Genomic DNA, 20,438 nt, shown 5'->3' with positions numbered 1-20,438 from the left:
GGTCACTTCCGTCCAAAAAGCTTTTCAATATCAAAGTGGGCAAGTTTCACCCAGGTCGGGCGACCGTGGTTGCACTGGCCCGAATGCGGCGTGACTTCCATTTCGCGGAGCAGCGCGTTCATCTCGGCGACGGAAAGCACGCGGCCCGCACGGACCGAGCCGTGGCAGGCCATGGTCGAGGCGACGTGATCGAGCCGTTCCTTGAGGCTCAGCGCCTGGTCGAACGCGGCGAGTTCGTCGGCGAGGTCGGTGACGAGGCCGGTGACGTCCCCCTGCCCCAGCAACGCCGGCGTCGAGCGGACCAGCATCGCGCGGGGACCGAAGCGTTCGAGGTCGAGGCCGAGTTCGGCCAGTTCCTCGATCCTCGCTTCGAGACGGTCGCAAGCGGGTTCGTCGAGCTCGATCACTTCGGGCAACAGCAAAGCCTGTGCCGCGACTTTGCCGCCGGCGAGCGCGGCACGCATCCGTTCGAGCACGAGGCGTTCGTGGGCGGCATGCTGATCGACCAGCACCAATCCGTCTTCGGCCTCGGCGACGATATAAGTCTTGGCGACCTGGCCGCGCGCGACGCCGAGCGGGTGTGAGATGGTATCCGGCGGCGGTGCCCAGGCCGGCTCGGCACGCGCGGCCGGCGGCGGCACCGCGAAGGTCGGACGGCGCTCCATGACCCTGCTGAGCCCCTCCCCTTCAGGGGAGGGGTAGGGGGTGGGGGCGTGCCACAAATCCAGCGCCGAATTGGGGGCGCTCCCCCACCCCAACCCCTCCCCTGAAGGGGAGGGGCTATATTCGCTCCGCCACGCCGCCAGCGCCGCCTCATCGGGTCGTTGCGCGCTGCGATGCCCCGCCTCGTCGAGCGCGCGCCGAAGGCCGCTGACGATCAGACCGCGGATCATCTGCGGCTCGCGAAAGCGGACCTCGGTCTTGGCCGGGTGGACGTTGACGTCGACCATGTCGGCGGGGAGATCGAGGAACAAGGCAACCACCGGATGCCGGTCGCGCGGCAGCATTTCGGCATAGGCGCCACGCACCGCGCCGGCGAGCAGGCGGTCCTTCACCGGCCGGCCGTTGACGAACAGATATTGGTGATCGGCGACGCCGCGATTGAACGTCGGCAGACCGGCCACGCCCCCCAGCCGCACGCCTTCGCGCTCGAGGTCGATGGCGACGCTGTTCTCGATCAGTGCGCGATCGGTCAGCGCGGCGACGCGGCCGGGACGATCCTCCGGCGCGTTGGTCGACAGCGCGCGCCTGCCGTCATGTTCGACCGAAAAGGCGATGTCGGGTCGCGCCATGGCGAGGCGCCGGACAACGTCGAGGCTGGCGCCATATTCCGCGCGCGGGCTGCGCAGGAACTTGCGGCGCGCAGGCACGCGGTCGAACAGCGCCTCGACGCGGACGCGCGTGCCCGGCGGAAGCCCCGCAGGGCCCTCCTCGACCACCGCGCCATTGTCGACCACGCGCCGCCAGCCATCGGCGCCCCGCACCCGGCTTTCGAGTGTCAGCCGCGCGACGCTGGCGATCGACGGCAGCGCCTCGCCGCGAAAGCCCAGGGTCGCGACATTCTCGATCGCTTCATCCGGCAATTTCGAGGTCGCATGTCGCTCAAGCGCAAGCACCATGTCGGACGAAGTCATGCCGCATCCGTCGTCGGCCACCTCGATCAGATCGATCCCGCCGGCGGCCAGTTTTACGGCGATCCGGCCGGCCCCGGCATCGATCGCGTTCTCGATTAATTCCTTCAACGCACTGGCGGGTCTTTCGACCACTTCACCGGCAGCGATACGGTTGACGAGATGCTCGGGGAGGCGGCGTATTGACATGGGTTTGACTCTAGACCAAGCGACGCCATCCCGCGACCGCAAATGCCAATAAACCGGAGCCCGGATTTGGCTTTGGCGGACGGGATGAAACAACCCGGCGCATGCTGTCACATCGGCCTCGAATTCGGACGGTCAAAACGAAATGGTCCTCTCGCGTTTCTTCAAATTCATGTCGCACGACATGGCGATCGATCTGGGGACGGCCAATACCGTCGTCTATCTGCGTGGTCGTGGCGTCGTGCTCAACGAACCGTCGGTCGTGGCGGTCGAGACGATCAACGGGGTCAAGAAGGTCAAGGCCGTCGGCGACGACGCCAAATTGATGATGGGCAAGACGCCCGACAGTATCCAGGCCATCCGCCCGTTGCGCGACGGCGTCATTGCCGACATCGACGTCGCCGAGCAGATGATCAAGCACTTCATCCACAAGGTGCATGGCGGGCAACGCCGTTTCATGCGCTGGCCGCAGATCGTGATCTGCGTGCCGTCGGGCTCGACCTCGGTCGAACGCCGCGCGATCCGCGATGCCGCGTCGAACGCCGGCGCCAGTCAGGTATGGCTGATCGAGGAACCGATGGCCGCCGCGATCGGCGCCGACATGCCGGTGACCGAGCCGATCGGATCGATGGTCGTCGATATCGGCGGGGGCACGACCGAAGTCGCGGTGCTGTCGCTGCGCGGCCTCGCCTACACCACGTCGGTGCGGGTCGGCGGCGACAAGATGGACGAAGCGATCGTCAGCTATGTTCGCCGCAACCATAACCTGCTGATCGGCGAAGCGACCGCCGAGCGGATCAAGCAGGAAGTCGGCACCGCCAAGCCGCCGGCCGATGGCATCGGCCAGACGATCCACATTAAGGGCCGCGACCTGGTCAATGGCGTGCCCAAGGAAATCCAGATCAATCAGGGCCAGATCGCCGAAGCGCTGTCGGAGCCGGTCGGAACGATTGTCGAGGGCGTGCGCATCGCGCTCGAGAACACGGCGCCCGAACTCGCCGCCGACATCGTTGATCAGGGCATCGTTCTCACCGGTGGCGGCGCGCTGCTCGCGGGGATCGACGAAGTGCTGCGCGACGAGACCGGCCTGCCGGTGACGATCGCCGAGGACCCGCTGACCTGTGTCGCCTTGGGCACCGGCCGTGCGCTGGAAGATCCGATGTTCCGCGGTGTGCTGCACAACGCTTGATTGAATCTCGGGCCTGATCCAAGCCTGAGAACGAAAGAATCCCGGGACTTCGGGGTGCGAGGGAAGTGAATGGCGTCGCCACGCAACCGGCGCCCGGGTTATTCGCGGCGGGCGCAATATAGTCTGTTCATCGGCTACGTGATCGCGATCGCGGGCGTGCTCGTCGGCGCGGTCCTGTTGCTGATCTCCAAGCTCGATCCACCGGCTTTCTCGGCGTTGCGCGCCGGGACGGCCGAGATCACCGCGCCAGTCAGCTGGGGCGTCGGCTCGGTCGTGCGCGGGATCGGATCGATCCCCGGATGGGTCGGCAGCTATTTCGGCGTACATGGCGAGAATGCCCGGCTGAAGGAGCAGGTCGAGCGCCAGGAGCAGGTCCTGCTGAAGGCGCGCGCGATCGCCTATGAGAACATCCGCCTCAAGAAGCTGCTCAACATGCGCGAGCCGGCGATCGAGGACATCATCAACGCTCGGCTGGTGAGTTCATCGGCTTCGAGCACGCGGCGTTATGCCCTGGTCTATGCCGGCATCGCGCAGGGCGTGCATGCCGGCATGCCGGTGCGCGGCCCCGACGGGTTGGTCGGACGCGTGATAGAGGCCGGTCCCGATACCGCACGTGTGCTGATGATCATCGACCCGGAAAGCGTGATCCCGGTGCGGCGCCTCAAGGACGGCGCCCCAGGCTTCGCCGCGGGACGTGGCGATGGCCTGCTCGAAGTGCGGCCGATTGCCATGACCACTGGCCAGTTCGGTCCCGGCGATATCCTGGTAACGTCGGGGACGGGCGGGATCTTCCCGCCCAACGTGCCGGTCGCCAAGGTGACCGAGCGCGGCCGCGACAGCGCGCTGGCGATGCCGCTGGCGCGTCCCGATGCGCTCGATTTCGCCACGGTGATGAAAACCTATCTGCCGCCACCGCCACCACCGGCGCAGGACACGCGTCCGTGAATCGACCACCGAGCGCGTTTGCTCCGCAGACCTCGCCCACCGGGCGATGGCTGATCCCCGTCGGTTCGGTGATGGCGGGGTCGCTGGTCACCGTGATTCCCTTCATCGCGACCTTTCCGGTACTGCCGCCGTTCGGGCTGATGATCCTGCTCGGCTGGCGGCTGATGCGTCCCGAAGCCTTACGCGTCTGGGCCCCGATTCCGTTCGGCCTGTTCGACGATCTGGTCAGCGGCCAGCCATTGGGCAGCGCGGTGATGCTATGGAGCATGGCGTTCCTGGCGATCGACATGCTCGACCAGCGGCTGGTGGCGCGCGATTTCTGGCAGGATTGGGTGCTGGCAACGGGCGCGATCGCCTTCGCATTGATCGGAGGACGCTTGATCGCCACCGGGATAGAGGCGCATGTCGATACCCTGTTGTTGTTCCAGGTGATCGTCGCGGTGCTGCTCTATCCCTTCGTCGCCCGATTGGTCGCTTGGCTCGACCGCAAACGGGGCCGCGCGTGAGTCGTCCACCCCGCCTGGTCAACGAAGTCCAGCAATCCTACAGCTTCTCGCGGCGTGCGATCGTGCTCGGGGCGGCGCAAGGCGCGGTCGCGGTGGCCCTGGCGAGCCGGATGACCTGGCTCGCGGTGATCGAGAACCAGCGCTACCAGCTGTTGGCGGAAAGCAACCGCGTCAACCTGACGATGATCCCACCGCGGCGTGGCTGGATCATCGATCGCTATGGCCATCCGATCGCCAACAACCGCACCGATTTCCGCGTCGACATCATCCCCGATCGCCTGCCGAAGGAGCAGACCGATCAGGTGCTGAAGCTACTCCAGCAATTATTGTCGCTGCCGCCCGAACAGATCGTGCGAATCCAGACCGACCTGAAGCGCGCCGCGGGCTTCCAGCCGGTGCAGGTCGCGGAGAATCTCGACTGGGACCGGTTCGCCGCAGTCCAGGTGCGCCAACCCGAATTGCCCGGCGTCGCGCCGACGCGCGGCTATTCGCGAAGCTATCCGGCGGGCCCGGCCGTCGCGCATCTGACCGGCTATGTCGGCGCCGCATCGGCCGAACAATATAAGCAGACTAAAAACCCGCTCTACATCACGCCGGGCTTCAAGATCGGCAAGGACGGTCTTGAAAAGGCGCTGGAAGAGAAGTTGCGCGGCGAGCCTGGCGCCAAGCGCGTCGAAGTCACGGCGCATGGCAAGCTTGTGCGCGAACTGGCGACCCGGCAGGACGTTCCGGGCCACAATCAGCGGCTGACGATCGATGCCGGGCTACAGGAATATGCCGCGCGCCGCCTGGGCACCAATTCGGGATCGGCGGTGGTCATCGACGTGTCCTCGGGCGACATCCTCGCCTTTGTGTCGATGCCCGCTTACGACCCCAACAGCTTTTCCGACGGCATCAGCCATCTTGAATGGAAGATGCTGTCGGACAACGATCACGTGCCATTGATGAACAAGGTGCTGCAGGGCCTCTATCCGCCCGGGTCGACGGTCAAGCCGATGAATGGTCTTGCCTTGCTGCGTGCCGGTGTCAGCCCCGACGAGCGGATCAGCTGCGGCGGCGCGCTGCGCGTCGGGAACGGCATCTTCCACTGTCACAAAAGGTCGGGACACGGGCCGCTCAACCTCAAGCAAGCCATCATGGCGAGCTGCGACATCTATTTCTACGAGATGGTGCGTCGGCTCGGCTACGACCAGGTCGCGCCGGTGGCGCGCACGATGGGCCTGGGGCAAAAGTTCGACCTGCCCTTCTCCACCCAGCGCTACGGCACGGTCCCCGACAGCGCCTGGAAGCGCAAGAAGTACAAGGCCGACTGGACCGTCGCCGACTCGCTCAACGCGTCGATCGGCCAGGGCTATGTTCTGGCCAACCCGATCCAGCTCGCCGTCATGGCCTCGCGCATCGCGTCGGGGCGCGATCTTCACCCGAGGATCGTGATGAGCGGCAATGCGCCGCTCGCCAATCCGCTGCCGCTCGATCCGCAGCACCTCGCCTATATCCGCGACGCGATGTACGGCGTGGTCAACCAGGGTGGCACCGGCGGCCGCGCCCGGCTCAACATTCCCGGCGTCTCGCTCGGCGCCAAGACCGGTACGGCACAAGTCCGCCGCATCACCATGGCCGAGCGCGCAGGCGGCGTGCGTTCCAACGCTTCCCTTCCATTCAAGATGCGCGACCACGCTTTGTTCATCTGCTTCGCGCCGGTCGAGAATCCGCGTTATGCAGCCGCGATCGTGCTCGAACATGGCGGCCATACCGTCACCAACCTCGACACGCCGGGGATCGGGCGCGACATCATAACCTATCTGCTCGACCGCGACCGCGCGCTGAAGTCGCTGGCGGAGGTCGAACCGACCTGGGGCGGCGATATCGCCACGCGCATGGCGGCCGAAACCGCCGCCTATAAGAGCCAGATCTCTCTGGTCCAGGGCGCGCAGACCGAGACCGACGCCACCGCCGCACCGACCGAGGCGCCGGCCGTGGAAGCGGCGACGGACGCCGCCAATTCCTCCGCCGCAGCGATCGCCAACACCGCGCAACCCGCCGAGGAAGGCTCTCGGGAGGCGACCAATGACTAGAGGTTCCTCCGCCAATCTCGGTTTCGTGCCCGAGCCGCTCGCGCAATTGCCCTGGAAGATCATCCTGCTGGTCCTGGCAATCGGGTGTTTCGACCTGTTGGTGCTCTATTCGGCCGCAGGCGGCCATATCCGCCCCTGGGCTCTGTCCCAGGGTATCCGCTTCTTCGTCCTGCTCGGCGGCGCGATGGCCTTGTCGCGGGTACGCGAGAGCACCTGGAGTTCGATCAGCCTTCCCATTTACGCGGTGATCATCCTGATGCTGCTGGGGGTCGAGATCCTGGGCAAGGTCGCCGGCGGCGGCCAGCGCTGGCTCGAGCTCGGCATCATCCGCCTGCAGCCTTCCGAACTGATGAAGCCCTTCATCGTGCTCGCTTGCGCGCGCTTCTACGAGATGCTGCCGCCGGCCGAGATCCGCAAGTTCGGCGCGATCTGGCCGCCCTTGGTGCTGATCGGCATTCCCGCCGCTTTGGTCATGCTCCAACCCGATCTCGGCACCGCGCTGATGATCACCGCGGGCGGGGTCACGGTGATGTTCCTGGCCGGGGTTCCGCTGCGCCTGTTCATCGGCGGCGGGTTGGCCGGCGCGATCCTGGCGCCGATCGCGTTCAACTTCGTGCTGCACGATTATCAGCGCAACCGCATCCTGATCTTCATGGACCCGGAGAGCGACCCGCTCGGCACCGGTTACCACATCAGCCAATCGAAGATCGCGATTGGATCAGGCGGCATATTCGGCAAGGGTTTCCTGAACGGTACCCAGAGCCATCTCGATTACCTGCCCGAAGGCCATACCGATTTCGCGCTGGCGACGATGATGGAAGAATGGGGGCTGGTCGGCGGCGTGCTGCTGATCGTTGCGTGGTTCACGATCATCTGGTGGGCAGTCAACGTCGCGCTCAAGGCCGAAGGGCGTTTCGCACGGCTGACCGCCGCGGGTCTCGCCACGACCTTGTTCTTCTACGTCTCGATCAACATGGCGATGGTGATGGGCATGGCGCCAGTGGTCGGCGTGCCGCTGCCGCTGATCAGCTTCGGCGGATCGTCGCAGCTGACAGTGCTGTTGTGCATCGGCATCCTGATGTCGCTCGATCGCCAGAACCGCCAGCAGACCCGCTGGTAGCGGCCAGGCGGACGTCGATTGCGGCGCTGCAAAAAAGGGGTTGCAAAGCGCGCCTGCGATGGTAATTGCGCCCCTCCCCGACCGGGGGGCCGCTCTAAACAGCGGCAGCCGCAAGCCGGCATGGACGCATAGCTCAGTTGGTAGAGCAGCTGACTCTTAATCAGCGGGTCCTAGGTTCGAGCCCTAGTGCGTCCACCATAATTTCCAATCGAAATAATATCTTGCCGAACGGCTGATCCCGACGGAACGCGTTCGACCTAGCGGCCACGCCGCACGCTCAGGCGTGAAATATTCTCTCACGCCCCGGCCAGAAGATGATATGCTTCCGAAACAGTTTTCGAACTGGCGTTGATGTGCGTACCCGAACGGAGGGTGCCTCCGGATCCAGGTAGTTCGCGTCATCGGGAATGTGAAAGGCGGCCGAATGCTCGAATTCACGATAAACGGTGAGAAGCATCAGGCCGACGTGCCGCCCGACATGCCGCTGCTCTGGGTATTGCGTGACGTCCTGGGGATGACCGGCACCAAATTCGGCTGCGGCATCGCCCAATGCGGCGCCTGCACGGTCCATCTCGACGGGGTCGCGGTCCGCTCCTGCCAATTGCCAGCGGGGCGCGTCGGGAGCCGCGCGATCACGACGATCGAGGGCGTCGGAAACACTCCGGCCGGCGCGAAGATCCAGAAGGCTTGGATCGACCTGGAGGTCATCCAATGCGGCTATTGCCAGCCGGGACAGATCATGTCGGCCGCAGCCTTGCTGGCCAGCAACCCGGCCCCGGACGATTCCGATATCGATGCGGCAATGGCGGGCAATATCTGCCGCTGCGGAACCTATGTACGCATCCGCGAGGGGATCAAGCATGCCGCCCGCTCCTGAGCCCGAAGGCCTGACGCGCCGGGCCGTCCTTTATGGCGGCGCCGTCACGGCCGGATTGATGATCGCGATCGACTTTCCCTGGGGCGCAGCGCGCGCGGCGCCGGCAAGCAATCCCGAACCGGTCGCGACCGGCCCGCGATTCAACGCCTATATCCATATCGCACCCGACGATCGGATCACCTTCACCTTGCCCGCGGTCGAAATGGGTCAGGGCGTCTATACCTCACAGGCGCAGTGCATCGCCGACGAGCTGGATGTCGCGCTCGACAAGGTGATCGCGGCGCACGCCCCGCCCGACCAGGCCAATTACGGCAACCCGATCTTCGTCGTCCAGGCGACCGGCGGCTCGACCACGACCATGGCGTGGAGCGGCCCGCTGCGCAAAGCCGGCGCCACCGCGCGTGCCATGCTGGTCGCCGCCGCCGCCGCGCGCTGGCAGGTCGATACCGCGAGCCTGACCACCGAGAACGGCGTCATCGCGCATGCGCCGAGCGGCCGGTCGCTTCGCTATGGCGAGGTGGCCAATGCGGCCGCTAGCCTGAAGCCGCCAACGGAGGTGACGCTCAAGGACCCTTCGCGATTCCGCCTGATCGGCAAGCCGGTGCATCGCATCGACACGCCCGACAAGGCGATCGGCAAGACCGTGTACGGCATCGATGTGATGCTGCCGGGGATGAGGTTCGCGACACTGCGGTCTTCGCCCGTGCTTGGTGGCAAAGTGGCCAAGGTCGATCAGGCGCCCGCGTTCGCCGTCCCCGGCGTACGGCAGGTGGTGGTGCTCGACGACCTCGTCGCCGTGGTGGCGGACAATAGCTGGGCGGCGATGCAGGGGTTGAATGCGCTCGCCATCGACTGGGCGCCGGGCGCCAATGCCGAGCTCGATCAGGCGCAGCTCTGGTCCGGCCTGGAAAAGGCGTCAAATGGCCAGGGCGCCGTCGCCAAGAAGGAAGGCGATGCCCTCGCGAAGCTCAAGCGGGGCACCGTCTTCGAGGAGAGCTACGAGCTGCCCTATCTGGCACACGCGCCGATGGAGATGACCAACTGCACCGTGCACGTTCAGGGCGGCGCCTGCGAGGTGTGGACCGGCACGCAGGTACCCGGATTCGCACAAACCGGCGCGGCCAAGGCATTGGGCATCGCGCCCGAGAAGGTGACGGTCAACAACCATTTGATCGGTGGCGGGTTCGGCCGCAGGCTCGAAGTGGATGGCGTGATCAAGGCGGTGCGGATCGCCGCACATGTCGACGGACCGGTCAAGGTGATCTGGTCGCGCGAGGAGGACATCCGCCAGCAGCTCTACCGCCCGCTCTATCACGAGCGGCTGAAGGCGCGCGTGGAGGATGGGCGCATCACTGCCTGGCATCACCGCGTTACCGGCGGGTCGGTCATGGCGCACTGGCTGCCGCCTGCGTTCAAGGACGGCATCGACTCGGACGCGGTCGATGGTGCGGCGGAAGTCCCTTATGCGGTCGGCGACCGGCTGGTCGAATATATCCGCCACGAAAGCGCGGTGCCGGTGCAATTCCTGCGCGGCGTCGGTCCCAACGGGACCATCTTCGCGATGGAATGTTTCATCGATCTGATCGCGAGCAAGACCGGGACCGATCCCCTCGCCTTCCGCCGCCGCCTGCTGGAGAAGAACCCGCGCGCCCTGGGTGCGTTGAACCTCGCGGCGGAAAAGGCTGGCTGGGGCACGGCCCCGCCGGCATCCCCGTTCGGTGCCCGGCGCGGACGCGGGATCGCGCTGATGAACGCATTCGGCAGCTACCTCGCTGCGATCGCCGATGTCGCGGTGGCCGATCAGGGCGACGTGCGAGTCACCCGGTTGGTGATCGCTGCGGATGCGGGGAAGATCGTCAATCCCGATATCTTCGAGGCGCAGATCCAGGGCGGCGCCACCTTCGGCCTGTCGGCCGTGCTATTCGGCAAGATCACCTTTGCCGGGGGCCGCGTCGAACAGGGCAATTTCAACGATTATCGCGTCCTTCGCATCGACGAGATGCCGGCCATCGAAGTCCATATCGTGCCGAGCAATGAGAATTCGGGCGGGATCGGCGAGCCGGGCACGGTGGTCACGCAGCCGGCCGTCGCCAACGCGGTCTTTGCGGCAACCGGCGTGCAGCTCAAACGCATGCCGATCGATCGCGCGCTCATCGCGAAGGGAGCCTGAGGATGCGACGAACCCTCTTGGTTCTGACGGGCGCGATCGTCGTCCTCGTCGCGGCGATCGTCGGGCGGATGGTATTCCAGCCCGGCCCCTATAGCTTTGCGGACGGCACGGAGGTCGATCTCGCCAGCTACCCGAATGGTGCCGCGCTGACCGGAGTGCCGGCGGAACTCGCATCGACCGATCCGCGGGCACGCGCAGAATACGTCACGCGGATGGCGGACTGCGAGGCCTGCCATACGGCGAAGGGCGGGAAGCCATTTGCCGGCGGCCGGCCCTTCGTTCTGCCGTTCGGGACGATCTACACCCCCAACATCACGCCCGATCCCGAGACCGGGATCGGCAAATGGACCGACGCGCAATTCCTGAAGGCAGTGCACCAAGGGATCGCGCCTGACGGAACGCGCTTCTACCCCGCTTTTCCTTATGCCTCGTACACGATGCTGACAGACGCCGACGTCCTGGCGATCAAGTCCTATCTGTTCTCGCTGCCCCCGGTGAAGCAGGCGAACAAGCCCAACACGTTCGGCTTTCCCTTCAATCAGCGCTGGCTGATGGGCATCTGGTCGAGCTTCTTCAACAGTGACCGGCGCTTCCGCCCGATCCGCGAGCGCGATGCGGCCTGGAATCGCGGCGCCTATCTCGTCGAGGCCGCGGGCCATTGCGGCGAATGCCACACGCCGCGCAACCTGATGCAGGCGATGGACCAGCGCAGCAAGTTCGCGGGCGGCCAAGCCGAAGGCTGGAACGCGTATAACATCACTGGCGACCGGACCAGCGGCATCGGCGGCTGGAGCGACGCCGAAATCGCAGCCTATCTATCGACCGGCCATGCGCCGGGCCGCGGCGTCGCGTCGGGGCCGATGGGCGAAGCGGTGGGATTAAGCCTGTCCAAGCTGACGCCATCCGATATCGCCGCGATCGTCACCTATTTGCGCACAGTGCCCGCGATCAGTAGCGACCGGTTGCCGCAGCCCGCCGGCCCCGCTCCCGCCTCGCCCAAATTGACGGCGATCGATAATCCCGTCGGCAAACGCATGTTCGAGGGCAATTGCGCCAGTTGCCATGCCTGGACGGGTGCAGGAGCGATCTTCGATGAGGCGCGGCTGACCGGCGTCCGTTCGGTCAACGATCCCACCGCCGCAAATGTCGCGTTGATGATCCTCAACGGCGCGGGGCAGCCGGGGACCGGGCGTCCCTATATGCCGAGCTTTGCCGCCGCATATTCGGATGCGGAAGTTGCGGCCGTCGCCAATTACGTGACAGCGAGGTTTGGCGCCAAGGGGTCAAGCATCACCCCCAAGGAGGTTGCCAAGCTTCGCCGGAATTGACGGAGGGGGGCGACGAGGCGGACGGTTGGCGTGCGCATGCGCCAGGTATCCAGGTATCCAGGTATTCCCTACATGCGTCAGCTGATGACGGATACTCTAGCGGCTGAGAACGAGCGGCGCGTTGCTATTCGACAATAACGAGCGCGTGACGCCACCAAACGTTTCGGCAGCCCGTCCATGCGTATAGCCGCCCATGACGATATAATCGGCCCGAAACCGCGCGCTTGCCTCCAGGATGAGCTCGGCGACGCCGCGCGGTCCACGATCGACCATCCTGACCGAGGCGATGATTTCATGCCGCCGGAGATAAGCGAGCAAGGCGTCACTCGCGATTTCGTCCGCGCCGTCTTCGACCATGAAGACTTCGACCTCGGACGCCAGTTGCAGCAAAGGAACGGCAGACCGGATCGCGGCGGCGGCGGCAGGCCTACCATCCCACGCCACGAATCCCCGTTGGAAGCCGAAGCCTTCCGCATCCTCCGGCATGGCGACGATTGGGTTGTGCAGGTGCATCAAGACGTTTGACGTCACGTAGCGCATGTCGGGCCACATCGCGCCGTCAAGTTGCCGGTTGAGGACGATGAGATCGGCGAGTCCCGCGGCGTCGATGATCGAACTTGCCAGACTTCCGGTGCAGTCCAGCCAAGTCCACGTGACGCCCTGCCGTGCCAGCCACGATTGGACGACGTCGCGGTTGCGGTGTTCGCGGCTGCTTTCCTGCTCGAGCAGCATGGCGCCGGCGGCGAATTCGGTACCGAATGTCGCCGGCAGCTTGGTCACTTCCAAACATGTCAGATGCCCGTCCAGGCGCCGCGCCAGATCGACCGCGGCTCGGAGACGGGCGTCCTGCCCGGCGTCGTGATGGACCAACACGAGAATGTCTTTCATGTTCTCCTCCGCGGTTAGCGAGACGCCGGGCGCCGGCCGCGCCCTCCGCTCCTCCAGCGCTCGAAAGGAGACAGTCGCCCGCCGCCCTGAAGGACTCCATCCGTACATCTCCGTACCCGCAGCGTCCGCGGTTTGAGGGAAGCTCGGCGGTGGAGTCCGATCTTGGCGCTTCGGTACGGCGGCTTCTTCCGCCGCCCGCCCACACGCGGCCAGAAAAAAGCGCAGTTATACGGGATATTGCGAAGCTCCACGCCTCGCCCCCGTTGTTATCGTGCAGGCGAAGAGGAGCAAGGAAATGCAGGACGATCTGGCCGAGCGGAAAGGCACGCAGCCTGAGGCACGAACGCGCGGCACAGCCGAGCCCGTCGAGGAGTCTTTGGCCGGTAAAGCGGATTCCGACCGCGACATCCAGCATCTGATCGTCGTCGGCCATCCTTCGGCAGACAGCTTCTGCCATTCGATCGCGCACGCTTATGCCACCGCTGTCGCCGAATACGGCCAGCGGTCGGTGACGCGGGACCTTTATGCGATCGGCTTCGATCCGCTTTTGAAGGCCGACGAACGCCCGGACACCGCCAGGTTCCACCTGTCGCCGGACGTGGAGACCGAACTTTCGTTCGTCAGGGCAAGCCGCAGCATCACCCTGGTCTATCCCATCTGGTTCGGCATGCCGCCCGCCATCATCAAGGGATATGTCGATCGGGTGCTGGGCGCCGGGCTGAGCATCAAGGCCGTCCGCGGCAACAAGCGGCAAGAGGCTTTGTCCGGAAAGCAGTTTGTCCTGCTGACCACCTCCGGCGCATCTTTGCCATGGCTCGCCGAGAGGGGCCTCTGGTACAGTTTGCGCGAGGCGTTCGATTATTATCTCGAAGGGACGCTCGGCTTCGCAAGCTCCGAGCACGAGCATTTCGGCTCGATCGTGTCGCCACTTTCTCCCGACTATGCGGCCGAGTGCCTGACGCGTGCGGAAGAGCGGGCACGCATGATATGCAGCGTTCTGCACAATACCGCTCACCGCGAGCAGATGGCCCGGTTGCGCAAATAGAATATCGCCCGCTTCAATCGGGATGACGGCGTAGAGGAGCGGCCGCAGCGTCTAAACCTTTCTTCCTCATCGCGCCTCGCACGAGAACCAGGCCGGGGAGCAGCGGCACCCATAGCGTCAACAGGCGAAACAGCATCGTGCCGGCAAACGCGGCCCCGAACGGTACGCCCAGAAGCCGCAGGGTCGCCACCGACGTCGCTTCGAAACTCCCGAACCCTAAGGGGATCGGACCCAGTGTCACCACGATCGACGCCATGATCAGGGCAATGAAACATGTCGCGAATGACGGCGCCGTGCCGAGCGCGCGCAGACAGGCGAACAGCGTGCCGGCATCGGCGAGAAAAACCAATGCGTTGCAAAGGGTGACGCCGCCAATCAGCCAGCGATCCCGCAACAGCTCTCCGGGGGCCCTGGAAACCGTGTCGAGCAAGGAGCGGACAAAGCCGATCTTCTCGACCCATTCGGGCAACGGCCTGATCCCACGCCCGCGCAACCACAGCGCCAACCAGGGAATGGCAATGGCGACGCAGAGGAACAAGGTCACCACGCCGGCCATCAGCGGCGTCGCCCGGTCGTGCAGCCACAACAGGATCAGCATTGCCACTGCGAAGACGACATAAGCGGCATAATAGCCGATCATCGTGATCAGCAGGGCGGCGACGGCGGGCCCGCGTTTGACGCCCAGCGCCCGCAATTGATCGATCAACAGCAAATTGCCGGCCATCCCGGCGCTCGGCAGCGCCTGATCGGCGAAGAGTTTGGTGACCGCGATCCGCATCAACGGCAGCAACCCTCGGGGCGTATCCGCGCGGTTGAGGACTTGCGCCCAGCCGCCGGCAACCGCGGCATAAGTCGACAATTGGCACAGGATTGCCAGGCCGAGCCACGCCGGACGTGCGCGTGTAACAAGATCAGCGACGTCCCTCACCTCTCCCCAGTGAAGCGCGGCGCCGACCAACGCGGCGGCCAGAACGGCGCCGAAAAGCCAGTTGCGCCATGCGCCGCTCAAGTGATGACGATCAGCGCGCGAAGGCATATCGGCATCCGCCCCGACGTCATTTCGAACGCTCCCAACAGCGTTATCCTGGCTCGGGGCGTCCTCGCGGGTCGCCCATGCTCAGGACAGTTCAGTGAACGCGTCTATCCTCCGAATCCCGCGCACGACGCTCGTAGAGATACGTAGCTTAACGGATTCGGTCGCCATGATCGGTGCGCCATGCCCGGTCGCACCGCCGATCACGCGAGGCTGGATCATGGATCGTCACTCCCGGCATTTGCGCACCAGCCGCTCCCAAGGCCAGCCAACCAGCCCGCTCAACCCAGCCCGGTCGATATTGCGGCTCGCCGCCAAGCGCCGATGATCGACCTGCCGTCAGACTTCTGGAATCGGCCGGCGCCCGAAACGCTCGCAGCGCTCGACGCGACTCCCGAAGGTCTGTCGGCTGCCGAAGCGGTGCGCCGGCTCGAGTTCTACGGCGCCAACCGGCTCGACGAGCGGCGCCGTCGCCATCTGCTCGCGGACCTGGTTCGGCGCCTGGCCAATCCCCTGGTCGCGATCCTTCTCGTCGCGTCCGCCGTCGCCGGGGCAACGGGAGACCTTGCGAGTTTCCTCATCATCACCGCGGTCGTGCTGCTGTCGACGGGCCTGGATATCGAGCAGGAGCGCCGTGCCGAGGCGGCGGCAGAGGCGCTGCGGCGCTCGATCGCGCTCAGGGTAACGGTGCTGCGCGATGGCAAGCCATGCGATCTGGCGGTCGAAACGCTCGTGCCCGGCGATATCGTCAAGCTGTCGGCGGGTGCTCTCGTTCCGGCCGACGGGATCGTGATCGAGGCCAATGCGGCGCAGGTCAACCAGGCAGCGCTGACCGGCGAGCCCTATCCGGTCGAGAAATGCCCGGCGCCCAGGCGAACATCGACGATGGGCGAGGCCCCCAACGCCCTGCTCCACGGCAGTTCGGTGATCGGCGGCACGGTCACGATGCTGGTCGTCGGGACCGGCGCACACACTCAATTCGGCAAGATCGCTAAGGCGCTCGGAGAGGATCGACCGCCAACGGCGTTCGAGCGGGGAATCCGACGGCTCGGCATCCTGATCGTCCGGCTGACTTTGTTCCTCGTCCTGTTCGTCCTCCTCAGTCACATCGCGCTGAGACGACCGCCACTGGAATCGTTCCTCTTCGCCATGGCGCTCGCCGTCGGCCTGACTCCCGAACTCCTGCCGATGATCATGACGATCGCGCTGGCGCGCGGTGCCGAGCGCCTGGCAAAGGCACGGGTCATCGTCAAACGGCTGTCGGCGATCCACGACCTCGGCGAGATGCATGTTCTGTGCACCGACAAGACCGGAACACTGACCGAAGCCCATATCACGATGATAGCGCATTTCGGCATGGACGGCGCCGATTGCGCCAGAGTGGCCGAACTCGCCGCGATCAACGCGCGGTTCGAAACGGGTCTCAAGAGCCCGCTCGACGACGCGCTCCTCGCCCACACCGCCGGGCATTCGTTCGACGGATGGGCCAAGCTGGACGAGCGCCCCTTCGACTTTGGGCGGCGCCGCGTATCCGTCCTTGCCGAGAAGGACGGCCGCCGCATCGAGATCGTCAAGGGCGCGCCTGAAGCCGTCCTGGCCCTGTGCGATCGCGCGGAGGATCCCGCAGGTGAGGTCAGCGTGCTCGACCAGAGCGGAAGAGAGGCGATCATGGCGCTGCATGACCGCCATGCCGCGCGGGGCCTGCGGATGCTGGGGATCGCCTGGAAGGACGCCGAGGGGCGAGCGCGGATCGATACCGACGACGATGACGGTCTCGTGTTCCTGGGCCTGTGCGTCTTCATGGACCCGCCCAAATCGAGCGCGACCGGTGCCGTCGCCCGCCTGCAATCGACGGGCGTGCGGATCAAGGTCATATCGGGCGACGCCGCCATGGTCGTCGAGCATCTGGTCGGTCAGCTTTCGCTATCGGTCGCCGGCGTGCTGACGGGCCCGGAGATCGACGCGCTCGACGATGCCGCTCTTGCCGCCCGTGCCCAATCGGTCGACATCTTCGCACGGGTCACGCCCGACCAGAAGTCGCGGATCGTCAAGGCGCTGCAGGCCCGCGGCCACACCGTCGGCTTTATCGGTGACGGGATCAACGACGCGCCCGCCATCAAGGCGGCCGATGTCGGCCTGTCGGTCGATGGTGCCACGGATGTCGCGCGCGAGGCGGCAGACATGATCCTGCTCGACTCCGACCTCAACGTGCTCGCCGACGGCGTCATGGAGGGCAGGCGTACCTATGCCAACATCATGAAGTATATCCGCATGGGCACGAGCTCCAATTTCGGCAACATGCTCACCATGGCACTGGCATCGGTGTTCCTGCCGTTCCTGCCGCTCACCGCCGTGCAGGTCCTGCTCAACAACATGCTCTACGACCTGTCCCAGGCCGGCATCCCGTTCGACCGAGCGGACCCTGCGGAGATCGCGCGCCCGCGCGGCTGGAACATGTCAGCTTTGGTGCGCTTCACCTTGATCATGGGCCCGCTATCGTCGCTGTTCGACATCGCAACCTTCGTCGTGTTGACCTGGATATTCCATTCCGGCGTGGGGACGTTCCGGGCGTCCTGGTTCATCGAGTCGATGGCAACGCAGATTCTCGTGGTGTTCATCATTCGCACCCGCGGGCGCTTTTGGCGCGACTGGCCGCATCCCGCGCTGGCCGTGTCGGCATTGTCGTGCCTGGCCGTGGCATTGGCGCTGCCCTATTTGCCGTTTGCGGCGCTAATCGGTTTCGAAGGACCGGGTGCGGCTATTCTGGCAACGATCGTGCTGCTCGTCTTTCTCTATCTGGCGGCGGTGGAGGGCCTGAAGACGTTCGCCATGTCCAGGCGCGAAAGCGTCAGGACCGGCCCTCCCCCAACCCACCGGCAAAGGCGATCCTCAAGACCTCGGAAAGGCTACGCGCCTTGAGCTTGGCCATGATGTTGGCGCGATGCACCTCGACGGTGCGGGGCGAAATGCCGAGATCGTAGGCGATCGTCTTGTTGGGATAGCCTTGCGCCAGCCCTTGCAGCACGTCGCGCTCGCGGCTGGTAAGCACACCGAGCACCACCTCCGCCTCGGCGGCACGGGTGGCGATGTCGGTGGAGGAAGCGAGGCGTTCGAACGCGTGCGCGATCGCCTTTGCCAGCGCGTCCGTCTCGAACGGCTTTTCCAGGAAGTCGACCGCCCCCGCTTTCATCGCTTTAACCGCGATCGAGATATCGCCAGGACCGGTCAGGACGATCACCGGCATGGTGATCCCGCGGTCGTTGAGCTGCTGCTGGACTTCGAGCCCGTCCAGCCCAGGCATACGCACGTCGAGCAGGATGCAGCCGTCTTCCATATGGCGGACCTCATTCAGGAACGCCACGCCCGATTCCCACGTCCGCACCGCATAGCCCGACGTCTTCAGAAAAAAGCTGGTCGCGCGCCGGACGCCGTCCTCGTCGTCGACCACGTGAACGACAGGCCGGTCGGTCATTCCACCATCTCCAGATCGGCACGCACCAAGGTGAAGTGGAAGCAGGCCCCGCCACCGGCCGCCCGCTCCATCCAGATCCGCCCGCCATTGGCCTCGACGATCGTCCGGCAGATCGACAGTCCCAGGCCAAGCCCGCTGCTCTTGGTGCTGTTGAAGGCGCGAAACAGGTTTTCGGCTATTTCGGGCGCGACGCCCGGGCCGGTATCGCAAACGCTGACCCGCAAGAATCCGTCGTCGTCGGGCACGCAAGACACCGTCAGCACCCGGCTCACCGAATTGCCCATCGCCTCGATCGCGTTGCGCATCAGGTTGATGAGCACCTGCTGAATCTGGATTTTGTCGACCAGTACGTTCCGAGCGACCGGATCAAGCCGGAATCGCGCCTCCACGCCCTTCTCACGGGCGCCGATCAGTGCCAGCTTCGACGCGCTCTCGACCAATTCGTGAACATCCTCGACGCTCTTTTCCACTTCGCCGCGCGAGACGAATTCGCGCAGGCGGCGGACGATCCCGCCGGCGCGCAACGCCTCCTCATAAGCCTCCGCAAGGCCGCCGTCGATCATCGCGCGATCGTCCGGATTATAATCCTCGAACAGATTGCGAACGCCGCTGACGAAATTGGCGACGGCCGTGATCGGCTGGTTGAGTTCATGCGCCAGGGTCGAGGCCATCGTGCCCATCGCGCTCACCCGAGCAGCGTGGACGAGGTCGGATCGCAATTGCTCGATGCGCTGTTCTGCCGCCTGTTTCTCGGACAGATCGCGAACGAAGCCGGTGAACACGCGGTCGCCGTCCGATATCGCTTCGCCCACCGCCAATTCCATCGGGAATACCGTGCCGTCGCGCCGCTGTCCGGTGACGACGCGTCCCGTGCCGATGATTCGTCGTTCGCCGGTTTCGAGATAACGGCGAAGATAGGAATCGTGGCGCTCGCGATCGGGCGATGGCATCAAGCGGCTGACGTTCGAACCGATCACCTCCGCTTCGGCATAGCCAAATAGGTGTTCGGCGGCGCTGCTGAACGAGAGGATCTTGCCGGCTTCGTCGATCACCACCATGGCATCTGGCACCGTCGCAAGGATAGACCGGAAATGCGATGCGCTGGCGCCGAGCTTGCGCTCGCTGGCTCGCTGATCGGTCACGTCCCGGATGACCTTGCCGAACCCCTTGAGTTCGCCCTCCTTGTCGTAAAGCGCGGTCATCGTGACGTGCGCGAGGAATTCCGACCCGTTCTTGCGAACGCGCCAATCTTCCTCCTCGAACCGCCCTTCCCGGCACACTCTGGCGAGGTCGTGTTCAGGCTTGCCATTTGCAATCGCGGCCTCGGGGTAAAAGAGCGTGAAATGGCGACCGACCACTTCGCTTTCGCTCCAGCCCTTGAGGCGTTCGGCAGCCTTGTTCCAGATCGTCACGTTGCCCTGCGGGTCGAGCATGTAGATCGCATATCCGCTGGCTCCGTCGATCAGCAGGTTAAGCTCCTCGGCCAGATCGTCGGCTCGTCGTAAGCGGCGTGCCGCGCGCTGCTCGCTTTCTTCCGATTGGCGCCGCAACGAGGTGACATAGCCGGCGATCCCGATGACGGCGATGGCGGCAATGGCGAACGCAAGCAATTCCACCGACCAGAAATCACCGCTCGACCAGCCCAGCATGCGGACAACCAATATAGAGAGGAGCGCCGCCAATATTGCCGGCCCTCGCCCGGCGAAGACCGCTGCGAAAAGAATTGCAACCGTGAAGAACTGGAAATGGCCACGCCCGCCCAGCCACGGCTCGAAGACGAACCGAACCAGCGCCGCGACGGCAACCGCTACGGTCGCAAGACCGTAGCCCACCCAGGCCCGGCCGGGTGCGAAAACCCACCTAACGTCCATAGCCCCGATGGATCGCGCAACCTCATCAAATCACGGCGCTTCGATAACATGTATCGCGCGCGAAACAAAGGCGAATGGCCTATTTTGAGGACGATTGCGCTA

At 65.1% G+C, this 20,438-nt stretch carries 15 protein-coding genes and 1 tRNA gene; 11 read left to right on the top strand and 5 right to left on the bottom strand.

Annotation, left to right across the window (positions count from 1 at the left end; genetic code table 11):
• Positions 1-2: 2 nt before the first annotated feature.
• On the bottom strand, positions 3-1,820 hold the full coding sequence (gene mutL, locus Q0L25_RS07725; protein WP_296613081.1) for a DNA mismatch repair endonuclease MutL: 1,818 nt from the start codon (positions 1,818-1,820) through the stop codon (positions 3-5).
• Between the two features lie 142 nt (positions 1,821-1,962).
• Here mutL and Q0L25_RS07720 point away from each other — a divergent pair, with 142 nt between their 5' ends.
• From Q0L25_RS07720 to Q0L25_RS07680, 9 genes are all read left to right on the top strand, one after another.
• Positions 1,963-3,006, top strand: coding sequence for a rod shape-determining protein (locus tag Q0L25_RS07720; protein ID WP_296613079.1), 1,044 nt, complete (start codon positions 1,963-1,965; stop codon positions 3,004-3,006).
• Positions 3,007-3,075: 69 nt separating this feature from the next.
• Complete coding sequence (mreC, locus tag Q0L25_RS07715) at positions 3,076-3,951, top strand: rod shape-determining protein MreC (RefSeq protein ID WP_296613078.1); 876 nt, start codon at positions 3,076-3,078, stop codon at positions 3,949-3,951.
• On the top strand, positions 3,948-4,457 hold the full coding sequence (gene mreD, locus Q0L25_RS07710) for a rod shape-determining protein MreD (protein ID WP_296613076.1): 510 nt from the start codon (positions 3,948-3,950) through the stop codon (positions 4,455-4,457). Before mreC ends, mreD begins: the two co-directional genes overlap by 4 nt.
• A complete protein-coding gene (gene mrdA / locus Q0L25_RS07705; protein WP_296613074.1) occupies positions 4,454-6,532 on the top strand; it encodes a penicillin-binding protein 2 in 2,079 nt (692 codons plus the stop codon). The genes mreD and mrdA overlap by 4 nt, the downstream gene beginning before the upstream one ends.
• Complete coding sequence (gene rodA, locus Q0L25_RS07700; protein WP_296613072.1) at positions 6,525-7,652, top strand: rod shape-determining protein RodA; 1,128 nt, start codon at positions 6,525-6,527, stop codon at positions 7,650-7,652. Before mrdA ends, rodA begins: the two co-directional genes overlap by 8 nt.
• Before the next feature lie 122 nt (positions 7,653-7,774).
• A tRNA-Lys gene (locus Q0L25_RS07695) sits at positions 7,775-7,850 on the top strand.
• Between the two features lie 226 nt (positions 7,851-8,076).
• Positions 8,077-8,529: a (2Fe-2S)-binding protein gene (locus Q0L25_RS07690; RefSeq protein WP_296613070.1), complete on the top strand. Its 453-nt coding sequence runs from the start codon at positions 8,077-8,079 to the stop codon at positions 8,527-8,529.
• Positions 8,513-10,699, top strand: a complete 2,187-nt coding sequence (locus tag Q0L25_RS07685; RefSeq protein ID WP_296613068.1) for a molybdopterin cofactor-binding domain-containing protein — start codon at positions 8,513-8,515, stop codon at positions 10,697-10,699. The genes Q0L25_RS07690 and Q0L25_RS07685 overlap by 17 nt, the downstream gene beginning before the upstream one ends.
• 2 nt (positions 10,700-10,701) lie before the next feature.
• Positions 10,702-12,027, top strand: coding sequence for a cytochrome c (locus Q0L25_RS07680; protein WP_296613066.1), 1,326 nt, complete (start codon positions 10,702-10,704; stop codon positions 12,025-12,027).
• A 96-nt stretch (positions 12,028-12,123) separates the two neighbouring features.
• Here Q0L25_RS07680 and Q0L25_RS07675 read toward each other — a convergent pair whose 3' ends face one another.
• Positions 12,124-12,915: a universal stress protein gene (locus Q0L25_RS07675; protein WP_296613065.1), complete on the bottom strand. Its 792-nt coding sequence runs from the start codon at positions 12,913-12,915 to the stop codon at positions 12,124-12,126.
• 295 nt (positions 12,916-13,210) lie between these two features.
• Between Q0L25_RS07675 and Q0L25_RS07670 the strand changes: the two genes are divergently transcribed.
• Positions 13,211-13,960, top strand: coding sequence for an NAD(P)H-dependent oxidoreductase (locus Q0L25_RS07670; protein ID WP_296613063.1), 750 nt, complete (start codon positions 13,211-13,213; stop codon positions 13,958-13,960).
• 13 nt (positions 13,961-13,973) lie between these two features.
• Here Q0L25_RS07670 and Q0L25_RS07665 read toward each other — a convergent pair whose 3' ends face one another.
• Entirely contained in the window at positions 13,974-14,969 is a 996-nt protein-coding gene (locus Q0L25_RS07665) for a lysylphosphatidylglycerol synthase transmembrane domain-containing protein (RefSeq protein WP_296613060.1), read from the bottom strand.
• 348 nt (positions 14,970-15,317) lie between these two features.
• On the opposite strand from Q0L25_RS07665, the gene mgtA reads away from it, so the two are divergent.
• Positions 15,318-17,912 (top strand): magnesium-translocating P-type ATPase, encoded by a 2,595-nt coding sequence (mgtA, locus tag Q0L25_RS07660; protein WP_296613059.1) that lies wholly within the window; start codon positions 15,318-15,320, stop codon positions 17,910-17,912.
• Here mgtA and Q0L25_RS07655 read toward each other — a convergent pair.
• Positions 17,842-18,465: a response regulator gene (locus Q0L25_RS07655; protein ID WP_296613057.1), complete on the bottom strand. Its 624-nt coding sequence runs from the start codon at positions 18,463-18,465 to the stop codon at positions 17,842-17,844. The two genes, mgtA and Q0L25_RS07655, sit on opposite strands and share 71 nt — an antisense overlap.
• A complete protein-coding gene (locus tag Q0L25_RS07650) occupies positions 18,462-20,297 on the bottom strand; it encodes a PAS domain S-box protein (RefSeq protein ID WP_296613055.1) in 1,836 nt (611 codons plus the stop codon). Before Q0L25_RS07650 ends, Q0L25_RS07655 begins: the two co-directional genes overlap by 4 nt.
• Positions 20,298-20,438 lie beyond the last annotated feature (141 nt).

The sequence above is a fragment of the Sphingomonas sp. genome (assembly GCF_024508665.1).
GTDB lineage: Bacteria > Pseudomonadota > Alphaproteobacteria > Sphingomonadales > Sphingomonadaceae > Sphingomonas.
Note: the sequence above shows the minus strand (reverse complement) of the source record. Positions and strands in the feature narration are given on the sequence as shown.

Bases quoted from the DNA above. Each gene is read 5' to 3' on its own strand.
- Q0L25_RS07690 (WP_296613070.1), top strand. From the start codon at position 8,077: ATGCTCGAATTCACGATAAACGGTGAGAAGCATCAGGCCGACGTGCCG.
- mutL (WP_296613081.1), bottom strand. From the start codon at position 1,820: ATGTCAATACGCCGCCTCCCCGAGCATCTCGTCAACCGTATCGCTGCC.
- rodA (WP_296613072.1), top strand. From the start codon at position 6,525: ATGACTAGAGGTTCCTCCGCCAATCTCGGTTTCGTGCCCGAGCCGCTC.
- Q0L25_RS07670 (WP_296613063.1), top strand. From the start codon at position 13,211: ATGCAGGACGATCTGGCCGAGCGGAAAGGCACGCAGCCTGAGGCACGA.
- Q0L25_RS07655 (WP_296613057.1), bottom strand. From the start codon at position 18,465: ATGACCGACCGGCCTGTCGTTCACGTGGTCGACGACGAGGACGGCGTC.
- Q0L25_RS07685 (WP_296613068.1), top strand. From the start codon at position 8,513: ATGCCGCCCGCTCCTGAGCCCGAAGGCCTGACGCGCCGGGCCGTCCTT.
- Q0L25_RS07675 (WP_296613065.1), bottom strand. From the start codon at position 12,915: ATGAAAGACATTCTCGTGTTGGTCCATCACGACGCCGGGCAGGACGCC.
- mgtA (WP_296613059.1), top strand. From the start codon at position 15,318: ATGATCGACCTGCCGTCAGACTTCTGGAATCGGCCGGCGCCCGAAACG.
- Q0L25_RS07680 (WP_296613066.1), top strand. From the start codon at position 10,702: ATGCGACGAACCCTCTTGGTTCTGACGGGCGCGATCGTCGTCCTCGTC.
- mreC (WP_296613078.1), top strand. From the start codon at position 3,076: ATGGCGTCGCCACGCAACCGGCGCCCGGGTTATTCGCGGCGGGCGCAA.
- Q0L25_RS07720 (WP_296613079.1), top strand. From the start codon at position 1,963: ATGGTCCTCTCGCGTTTCTTCAAATTCATGTCGCACGACATGGCGATC.